The organism is Kitasatospora sp. NPDC059803, assembly GCF_042732255.1.
Classification (GTDB): domain Bacteria; phylum Actinomycetota; class Actinomycetes; order Streptomycetales; family Streptomycetaceae; genus Kitasatospora.
Window position 1 is genome coordinate 1 of sequence record NZ_JBHWIJ010000015.1, and the last position, 8,993, is coordinate 8,993.

Below are 8,993 nucleotides of genomic sequence, written 5' to 3' on the forward strand. Positions count from 1 at the left end.
CTGGGCGTCGTCCAGCGCCGTGCCGGCGGCGGTCACGGCGGCCTTGGCCTTGGTGTCCGCGTCGGTGGCGGCGTTGGCGGCGTCGAACGCCGCCAGCATCCGCACCCTGGCCGCTTCCAGTTCCTCCGGCTTCGCGGAGCGGTACGCGGCCGAGGCCTCCACGGCTTCGTTGTAGGTCTTCTCGTGGGCCGCGGCGGCCGTCTTGGCGGCGGCCTGGGCCTCCTGGAGCTTGCCGAGGTAGGGCTGCGGGTTGTTCATGAAGGCCGTGGTCTCGGCCTGCCCGGCGGCCTCGGCGGCGACGGCGGCCTGGTGGGCCTTGGCCGCGCCGGCGGCGGCCTTCTCCAGCTCCGCGATCGAGCCGGTGTCGTTCCGGGTCTGCGCCGTCGAAGCCGACTCCGCGAAGGCGGGTGCCGCGGAGAGCATGGCTGCGGGCGAGATCACGGCAGCGACGAGGGCGGCCGAGACCAGCGTACGGCGGAGTTTCACAATGACCCCTTTCGGGTCGGAAAGAAAGCAAAAGCCGTGTGCCGGGCCGTTCTTGACGTCCCGACAGCGCTGATCATAGGCACACGGATTCTTTACGCTCCATGCCGCATTCCGGCAATGAAAAACGCCCGTCATTGCCTGGTCAGCAAGGGAATTGACGTGTCGACAATGCCGTCAGGAAGTCCGGTCACCGTTGGTGGGCAGTTCGACCCGGAACGTGGCGCCGGCGCCGGGGGCGGTGTCCAGGGTGAGGGTGCCGCCGTGCGCGTGGGTGAGCGCGGTGGCGATGGCGAGGCCGAGTCCGGCGCCGCCTCCGCCGTGCCGGCTGCGGGAGGCGTCGACCCGGTAGAAGCGGTCGAAGACCCGCTGGGCCTGGCCGTCGGTGAGCCCCGGCCCGGCGTCGGCGACCTCCAGCAGGCAGACGCCGCCCGCGCCGCCGACCCCGATCCGCACCGGGGTGCCGGGCGGGGTGTGCTTGACCGCGTTGCCGACCAGGTTGGTGACCACCTGCCGCAGCCGGGCCTCGTCGCCGAGGACGGGGGCCGCGCCGGGGGCTCCGGTGCCGGACGGGCCGGTGAGGGAGACGGGCCGGGTCGGGTCGAGGGCGGTGAGGTCGTGCAGCGCGTCCGCGGCGAGGGTGCGCAGGTCCATCGGGGCGAGGTCGAGCGGGCGTTCCTCGTCGAGCCGGGCGAGCACCAGCAGGTCCTCGACCAGGGCGCCCATCCGGACGGCCTCGCTCTCGATCCGGGTCATGGTCCGTTTGACGTCCCCGTCGGTGGGCAGTGCGCCCATCCGGTAGAGCTCGGTGAAGCCGCGGATCCCGGCGAGCGGGGTGCGCAGTTCGTGCGAGGCGTCGGCGACGAACCGCCGCATCCGGGCCTCGGATTCGGCGCGGGCGGCGAAGGCGGCCTCGATCTGGGTGAGCATGCCGTTGAGCGCGATGGAGAGCCGCCCGACCTCGGTGCCGGGGGAGAGTTCCGGCATCCGGTGGGAGAGTTCGCCGTCGGCGATCCGGGCGGCGCCGGCCTCGATCCGGCGCAGTGGCCGCAGCCCGGCCCGGACGGCGAAGAACCCGAGCGCGGCAATCAGCACCAGGACGGCGCCGCCGATCGCGAGGAAGGAGCTGCGCAGCTTGCCGACGGTGGCGTCGATGTCCGAGCGGGAGACGGCCACCATGACGTAGGTCGCGGTGACGGCGGGCGAGGCGTAGTCGCTGGGGCTGGCGGCAGCCGGGGCCCGGGGGGCCTGGATCGGCAGCACGAGCACCCGCCAGTTGTAGTGGCCGCGCTGGTCGGGCAGGTCGAAGGGGACGTCGGGCTCGGTGCGGGTCGGGTCGAGGCCGGCCAGTTGGGGCGCCGGGTCGCTGTCGGAGACGGGCTGGCGCATGACGGCCTGCACCTTGCCGTCCGAGGAGAGGTACTGGACCAGGTACTGGCTGGGCAGGGTGCTGCGCTTGCCGGTGACGGCGGGGCGCCCGGCCTCCGGGGTGCCGACCCGGACCGGGCCCTTGTGGGACAGCGGCAGCCCGTACCGCTGGAGCTGCTCGTCGAGTTGATCGACCAGCTGCACCCGGACGGTGCCGAGGACGACGGCGTCGCTGACCACCAGCCCGGTGGTGACCAGCACCAGCGCGAGCACCAGCAGCCGGGCGCGCAGGGACAGCCGGGACAGCCTTGACAGCTTTGACAGCCCCGACAGCTTTGGCAGCCGGGAGAACGACCGCCGGGGCAGGGGCAGCCGGGAGAGCGGCCGCCGGAACACCGACAGCCGGGCGGAGAGCCGGGCGGACACGAAGCGGACCGGTCAGCCCTGCGGGGGGCGGCGCAGCGCGTAGCCGATGCCGCGCACGGTGTGGATCAGCTTGGGGCCGTGGGCCGGGCCGGAGTCGAGCTTGCGGCGCAGGTAGGAGATGTACGACTCGACGATGGAGAGGTCGCCGCCGAAGTCGTAGGCCCAGACGTGGTCGAGGATCTGCGCCTTGGAGACCACCCGGCCGACGTTGGCCATCAGGTAGTGCAGCAGCTTGAACTCGGTCGGGGAGAGCGCGACGGGGGTGCCGGCCCGGGTGACCTCGTGGGCGACCGGGTCGAGGCTGAGGTCGGCGACGATGAGCCGGCCGTCCTCGGCGGGCCCGCCGGAGCGGCGCAGGATGGCGCGGATCCGGGCGATCAGCTCCTCCAGGCTGAACGGCTTGGTGACGTAGTCGTCGGCGCCCGCGGCGAGGCCCTGGACCTTGTCGCCGACGCCGTCCTTGGCGGTGAGGAAGAGCACCGGAAGGTGGTCGCCGGGGTGGCCGTGCACGGGCCCGGCGATCTGGCCGCGGTTGGTGCGCTCGCGCAGCTTCTCGACGACGGTGAAGCCGTCGAGGTCCGGGAGCATCACGTCGAGGACGACGAGGTCGGGGCGTTCGACGGCTATCAGGTCGAGGGCCTCGGTGCCGCTGGCGGCGGAGGCGACCCGGAAACCGGAGAAGCGCAGCGAGGCGGCGAGCAGTTCGCGGATGTTGGGTTCGTCGTCGACGACGAGGAGGAAGGCCTCGCCAGGGCCGCCGGCCACCGCGGACCCGCCTGGTGTGGTGACTGTGCCTTGCACGGGGCTTTCGCCTCCTGGTCGGACGATGGCATTCGGCATGAGGCTAGCCCCCGGAGGCTATGCGGCATCGATGAATGTTGGATTAACACCTTATCGGTCGGTTTTTTAAGCACAAGGCCCCCAGCACAGGCTGGGTGGTATGCGCACGGACGGTAACGCCCCGCAAGCGCCGACGGCCGAGAACCCGGCGCCCGCGGCCGGGGAGACCACTCCCCGGCCGCGGAAGGGGCTCCGGTCAGGCGTGCTGACCGGGCCGGTAGCCGCCGGCGGGCATCCGGGTGATCACGTTGCCGCGGTTGAAGGCGTTGATGATCGCGATGAGGGCCACCAGGGCCGCGAGCTGCTCCTCGTCGTAGTACTTCGCGGCGTTCGCCCAGGCCTCGTCCGTGACCCCGCCCGCCGCGTCGGCCAGGCGGGTGCCCTGCTCCGCCAGCTCCAGGGCGGCACGCTCGGCGTCCGTGAACACCGTCGCCTCCCGCCAGGCCGCGACCAGGTTGAGGCGGGTCGCCTCCTCCCCGCCGTGCACGGCGTCCTTGAAGTGCATGTCGACGCAGTAGCCGCAGCCGTTGATCTGGCTGGCGCGCAGCTTCACCATCTCCTGCGTCGCGAACGGCAGAGCCGAGTCCACGATCGCCTTGTTGGCCGCGATGAGGTGCTTGAGGACCTTGGACATGGTCTGGCTGGCGAAGGGGTTCAGTCGGGCTTCCATCGTGTGCTCCCTTGTCGTCGTCCGCTGGTGCCCTCTGAGACAGGGCACCCCGGCGAGTCGTGACAGGCATGGATGTGACCTGCATCACCATCTTCGCCGCGCCGTTGGGTAGCCTGCGGATACCCTGCTCGGCCAACCGGGGGAGGAGCTCCATGGCGGAATCGGCAGTTGCGACGGATGCGGCCGGCTACCGACCGCTGCTGTTCTCCATCGCCTACGGGATGACGGGCTCCGTCGGCGACGCCGAGGACATCGTCCAGGACGCCCTCCTCGGCCTGACCCGGGCCGACCGGGCCGGGACCACGATCACCAACCTCAAGGCGTACCTGACCACGTCGGTGACCAGACTGGGCATCAACCACCTGACGTCGGCGAGGGTCCGCCGAGAGACGTACATGGGCGAGTGGCTGCCCGAACCCGTCGTGGTGACCGCCGACCGCCCGGGGCCCGCCGAACACGCCGAGCTGGCCGACGCGTTGTCGATGGCGTTCCTCGTCCTGCTGGAAGCCCTCTCCCCGACCGAGCGGGCGGTGTTCATGCTCCGCGAGGCCTTCGGGTACGGCTACCCGGAAATCGCCGACGCCGTCGGCAAGTCCGAGGCCAACTGCCGCCAGATCATCGCCCGCGCCCGCAAGCGCCTCACCCCCTCGGCCCAGACCGTCGGCACCCGGGCGCGCAAGGCCGAGGCCGACGAACTCGCCCGCAGATTCTTCGAAGCCACCGAAGGCGGCGACCTGGACGCCCTGCTCCAACTCCTCTCCCCCGACATCGCCTTCCACGGCGACGGCGGCGGCAAGGCCCGCGCCCTCGGCAAGACCCTCACCGGCCTACGCCGCGTCGCCCAACTCCTCATAGGCGGCCTCCGCCGCAACCGCAAACTCGGCGTCACACTGACACCCGCCACCGTCAACGGCCGCCCCGGCGCCGCCTTTTATGACACCGAGGGCCGCATCGCCGGCGTGCTGGAACTGGACATCGCCGACGGCGCCATCCAGGCCGTCCACTCGGTCTCCAACCCCGACAAGCTCACCCACCTCGGCCCGGTCTCCGACATCGCCCTGGTGAAGCCGAAGTGACCCTCCTCAGAGCTTCCACTGGATCGAAGATCCGTCCGGCCCCGTGTAGCCCACGAACTGCCCCTCAAGCCCCGTCTCGACGGTGAACCACTCCCGCCGGGGCCGGTTGCGGTCGAGCCAGGTTCGGTACGCGGTCTCGATGGCCTGCCACAGGTCCCGGGGGCCGCTGACGGCGACGGTCGACGAGCCCTCGGGGTGGTCCTGCACCTGGGCCACGCCACCAACTCCGGCATTTGTCAGATGAATCCGAGGCATGACTCGTACGCTGGGCCGCCGCCTGACCCGTGGCGGGCGAGCACCAACATATATAGGGCAGTGAGGCGCGCTAGAAGACGATTTCCTGTTCCCTCAAGAACTCGTCCCTGATGCTTTCGATCAGGCTGCGCATCTCGTCACCGAACAAGGCCGCGCCCACGAACCCGTCGAACTTTCGGACATAGACCTCAACGTCGCGAGGGTCAGTCACGACCAACTCGGCACGAGGGGGAGGCGGCTTCGGTGCAGGAAGTCGGCTCGGCCGACTTCCTGCGCTGAGGGGACTCGGACAGTGCCGTGGCGCGCCGTCAGCGGCTGGGTGTGGGAGGGGGTGGGGCGCGTCGGGGCGCTGCTGGCGGGTCTGGATGGGGGCGGGTCGCGCGAGTCGGCGTCGAGGCTCCCGGGCGTAGGCAACCTTTTGGGCCGCTCGCGGCATCTAAGTGGTGTCGGGGCTGCGAGAGGGGGAGGGCGCGGTAGGCGGGCAGGCATGGTCCGTGGTCGTGCCACCGAGGGGGAGCTGAATTGGTTGCGGGTGGCCTAAATTTCTTATTGCGCTTATTTGGTGCGTATGCGACTTGATGTATTGGAGTCGAATTCCGGTATCTGTTGCACAGCCGTGACAGCCGCGCACGAAAAATCGTTCGACCAGCGAGGTGTGCGGGCTAGCATTCCTGGATGGAATCGAATCTCCCTCCGATATGGAATTCCTCCGACAGCGCGGCTCTCCCCCCGCCCCGCAAGGCGCCGCTTCGGCTGGCCCGCTTCGGTGCGATCTTCCTAGCGGCGAGCGTGGTGTCCGGTGTGCTGCTGGCGGGCCTCGCCCTGCCCGCCGCCGGCGGTTTCGGGCTGACTGCCAAGGGCACGGCGGAGGGCTTCGAAGACATCCCCAGCGACTTCAAGACTCCGCCGCTCACCCAGGCGACGCAGATCTTCGACGCCAAGGGCGGCCTGATCGCCAAGGTGTACGAGCGCGACCGTACCGTCCTCGCCCCTGAGCAGATGTCGCCGTTCATGCGGCAGGCCCAGGTGGACATCGAGGACGCCCGCTTCTACGAGCACGGCGCCGTCGACCTCAAGGGCGTGCTCCGGGCGATCGGCAAGAACGCCGAGAGCGGCACCGCCTCGCAGGGCGCCTCGACGCTGACCCAGCAGTACGTGAAGAACGTCAACGTCGAGAAGGCGGGCGAGGATCAGGCCGCGGTGCTGGAGGCGCAGCGCAAGACCCTGGGTCGCAAGATCCAGGAGCTCAAGGTCGCGATCAAGCTGGAGGAGGACCTGTCGAAGGACCAGATCCTCACCAACTACCTCAACATCACGTACTACGGGAACGGCGCCTACGGCGTGGAGGCCGCCTCCCAGCGCTACTTCAGCAAGAGCAACAAGGACCTGACCATCGCCGAGGCCGCCATGCTGGCCGGGCTGGTGCAGAACCCGTCCCAGTACGACCCGAAGCTGCACCCGGTGGCCGCGCAGAAGCGCCGGGACACGGTCATCGACAAGATGCTGGAGAACAAGCACATCACCGCGGACCAGGCCAAGGAGGCCAAGGCCGCCCCGCTGGGTCTCAACTTCAAGGATCCGCAGAACGGTTGCATCACCGCCACCGCCCAGGGCGGCATGGGCTTCTTCTGCGACTACGTCCGGCACGTGGTCAAGCAGGACCCGGCGTTCGGCCAGAGCGCCGCCGACCGCAAGAAGTTCTGGGACACCGGCGGCCTGAACATCTACACCACGCTGGACCCGGACAAGCAGGCCGCCGCCCAGAACGCGGTGACCGCCAACGTGAAGGTCACGGACAGCGTCTCGGCCGCCGCCACCATGGTCGAACCCGGCACCGGCAAGATCCTCGCCATGGCCCAGACCCGCCCGTACGGCCTGGACGCCAACAAGAACCAGACCGTCGTCAACCTCAACGTCGACGCGGCGATGGGTGGCGGCAACGGCTTCCAGCCCGGCTCCACGTTCAAGCCGGTCGTCGCGGCCGCGGCCCTGGAGGCGGGCCTGCCGGCGACCCAGGAGTACTCGGCCCCGAACTCGATGGAATACCCCACGATGAAGACGTGCGAGGGCACCTGGAAGAACCAGGGACGGCCCAAGGCGGTGGTGCCCAACGAGTCCGCCAGCGAGAAGGGCCCCTACCAGCTGAAGCAGGCGATGGCCCTCTCGGTCAACACCTACTTCGTGCAGATGGAGCAGGAGATCGGCCTCTGCGCGGTCAAGCAGATGGCCAACAAGCTGGGCGTCACCAGCAAGGCCAGCGGCAAGCCGCTGGAGGAGGTCCCCGCGATGGCCCTGGGAGTGGAGGAGATGAGCCCGCTGACCATGGCCAACATCTACGCGACCTTCGCCGCCCAGGGCAAGCACTGCGCCCCGATCGCCATCAACAAGATCACCACCGTGGACGGCAAGGACGTCCCCGTCCCGGCCGGCCAGTGCGAGAAGGCGTTCTCCGATGACACGGCGCGGGCGATGAACACCGTCCTGAACGGCGTGACCGAGAACAAGGGCACCGGCGCGGCGCTCAACCTCGACGACAACCGCCAGATCGCCGGCAAGACCGGCACCTCGGACCGCAAGCGGGCCGCCTGGTTCAACGGCTACACCCCGCAGCTCGCCACCGCCGTCTGGCTCGGCGGCCCCAACGGCGGCGTCGAAATGCGCAACCTCACCATCAACGGGAAGTACCGCACCGAGGTGTTCGGCGCGGACGGCCCCGGCCCGATCTGGCGCGACGCCATGAACCAGGCCCTGCACGGCACGCCCAAGCAGTCCCTGCCGATGGCCGACATCCCCGACCCGGCCCCCAAGACCGACCCGAACAACACCGGCACCGGCACGGGCGCCCCGGCCACCAACCAGCCCGACCAGCAGCACTGACAGCGGTCACACCGGCGGCCCCTTGCGAGAGCAGCAAGGGGCCGCCGGATCGTTTCGCTCAGACGTCGGCGGTCAAGTGGTCGAACTCCCCGGCCTTCGCGCCCTGGAGGAACGCGGCGAACTTGAGGGCGGTGGTGCGGACAATGACCTCGCCCTCGTCGGACTCCCGGAGTTCGACGAGCCCGGCGACCGCACGGACCTCAACGCAATCGGCGTTCGAACCTGAGTAACTGGACTTCTGCCAAACGAAGTTAGTCATGCCTGCTGCCATCTCTCTTCTCGTTCGATCGGACGAGGTCCCAAGGACCCCTCACCGACGGCCCCTCGCGAGCAGCAAGTGGCCGCCGAAACGGTCTGCTCAGGCGTCGGCGGTGAAGTGGTCAAACTCCCCAGCCTTCGCCCCCTGGAGGAACGAAGCGAACTTGCAGACGGTCGTACGGACGACGACCTCACCCTCGTCGGACTCACGAAGTTCAATCACCCCGGCGACAACACGAACCTCAACGCACTCAGAGTTCGCAGCCGAGTAACTGGACTTCTGCCAGCTGAAGTTAGTCATTCTTGCTCCCGCCTCTCTTCTCGTTCGATCGGACGAGGTCCCAAGGACCCCTCACCGACGGCCCCTCGCGAGCAGCAAGTGGCCGCCGGATCGTTTCACTCAGGCGTCGGCGGTGAAGTGGTCAAACTCCCCAGCCTTTGCCCCCTGAAGGAACACGGCGAACTTGCGGGCAGTCGTGCGGACGACGACCTCGCCCTCATCGGACTCACGAAGCTCGATCACCCCGGCGACAACACGAACCTCAACACATGCGTTGCTTGATCCGGAGTAACTGGACTTTTGCCAGGCGGAGTTAGTCACGACCGTTGCCGCTCCCTTCTTATTCGATCGAACGAGGCCTCATGGCTTCTCGCCGGGGGGGCCCCGCGACCCGGCACACGCGGCCGCCCCGCGAACCCCCGCCGCGGCCGCGGCGGCGGTGGGAGCGCGCCGCCCACTC

General features: G+C 69.4%; 9 protein-coding genes and 1 pseudogene. 2 read left to right on the forward strand and 8 right to left on the reverse strand.

Translation table 11 applies throughout. The features are described from left to right. From ACFV6I_RS04185 to ACFV6I_RS04200, 4 genes and pseudogenes are all read right to left on the reverse strand, one after another. Positions 1–486: pseudogene (locus ACFV6I_RS04185) on the reverse strand (peptidase); the annotation flags it as partial. 174 nt (positions 487–660) lie between these two features. Further along, entirely contained in the window at positions 661–2,277 is a 1,617-nt protein-coding gene (locus ACFV6I_RS04190) for a sensor histidine kinase (RefSeq protein WP_380423524.1), read from the reverse strand. 12 nt (positions 2,278–2,289) lie between these two features. Next, positions 2,290–3,078, reverse strand: coding sequence for a response regulator transcription factor (locus ACFV6I_RS04195; protein WP_244293403.1), 789 nt, complete (start codon positions 3,076–3,078; stop codon positions 2,290–2,292). Positions 3,079–3,313: 235 nt separating this feature from the next. Then, positions 3,314–3,787, reverse strand: coding sequence for a carboxymuconolactone decarboxylase family protein (locus ACFV6I_RS04200; RefSeq protein WP_063348403.1), 474 nt, complete (start codon positions 3,785–3,787; stop codon positions 3,314–3,316). Positions 3,788–3,939: 152 nt separating this feature from the next. Between ACFV6I_RS04200 and ACFV6I_RS04205 the strand changes: the two genes are divergently transcribed. Further along, positions 3,940–4,863 carry an RNA polymerase sigma-70 factor gene (locus tag ACFV6I_RS04205; protein WP_380335287.1) on the forward strand — a complete coding sequence of 308 codons (924 nt, stop codon included), beginning with the start codon at positions 3,940–3,942 and terminating at the stop codon, positions 4,861–4,863. A 6-nt stretch (positions 4,864–4,869) separates the two neighbouring features. Here the strand turns inward: ACFV6I_RS04205 and ACFV6I_RS04210 are convergent, their stop codons facing one another. Beyond that, positions 4,870–5,079, reverse strand: a complete 210-nt coding sequence (locus tag ACFV6I_RS04210; protein ID WP_380335284.1) for a hypothetical protein — start codon at positions 5,077–5,079, stop codon at positions 4,870–4,872. Positions 5,080–5,793: 714 nt separating this feature from the next. Here ACFV6I_RS04210 and ACFV6I_RS04215 point away from each other — a divergent pair. Then, positions 5,794–7,995, forward strand: coding sequence for a transglycosylase domain-containing protein (locus tag ACFV6I_RS04215; protein ID WP_380335281.1), 2,202 nt, complete (start codon positions 5,794–5,796; stop codon positions 7,993–7,995). A 58-nt stretch (positions 7,996–8,053) separates the two neighbouring features. Here ACFV6I_RS04215 and ACFV6I_RS04220 read toward each other — a convergent pair whose 3' ends face one another. The 3 genes from ACFV6I_RS04220 to ACFV6I_RS04230 form a co-directional block, all read right to left on the reverse strand. Beyond that, positions 8,054–8,254 carry a DUF397 domain-containing protein gene (locus ACFV6I_RS04220; RefSeq protein WP_380335278.1) on the reverse strand — a complete coding sequence of 67 codons (201 nt, stop codon included), beginning with the start codon at positions 8,252–8,254 and terminating at the stop codon, positions 8,054–8,056. A gap of 99 nt (positions 8,255–8,353) precedes the next feature. Further along, complete coding sequence (locus ACFV6I_RS04225; RefSeq protein ID WP_380335275.1) at positions 8,354–8,554, reverse strand: DUF397 domain-containing protein; 201 nt, start codon at positions 8,552–8,554, stop codon at positions 8,354–8,356. A 99-nt stretch (positions 8,555–8,653) separates the two neighbouring features. Next, a complete protein-coding gene (locus ACFV6I_RS04230) occupies positions 8,654–8,854 on the reverse strand; it encodes a DUF397 domain-containing protein (protein ID WP_380423525.1) in 201 nt (66 codons plus the stop codon). Positions 8,855–8,993: the final 139 nt, after the last annotated feature.

Coding starts and splice junctions, on each gene's coding strand:
- ACFV6I_RS04225 (WP_380335275.1), bottom strand. CDS start 8,554: ATGACTAACTTCAGCTGGCAGAAGTCCAGTTACTCGGCTGCGAACTCT.
- ACFV6I_RS04220 (WP_380335278.1), bottom strand. CDS start 8,254: ATGACTAACTTCGTTTGGCAGAAGTCCAGTTACTCAGGTTCGAACGCC.
- ACFV6I_RS04200 (WP_063348403.1), bottom strand. CDS start 3,787: ATGGAAGCCCGACTGAACCCCTTCGCCAGCCAGACCATGTCCAAGGTC.
- ACFV6I_RS04215 (WP_380335281.1), top strand. CDS start 5,794: ATGGAATCGAATCTCCCTCCGATATGGAATTCCTCCGACAGCGCGGCT.
- ACFV6I_RS04205 (WP_380335287.1), top strand. CDS start 3,940: ATGGCGGAATCGGCAGTTGCGACGGATGCGGCCGGCTACCGACCGCTG.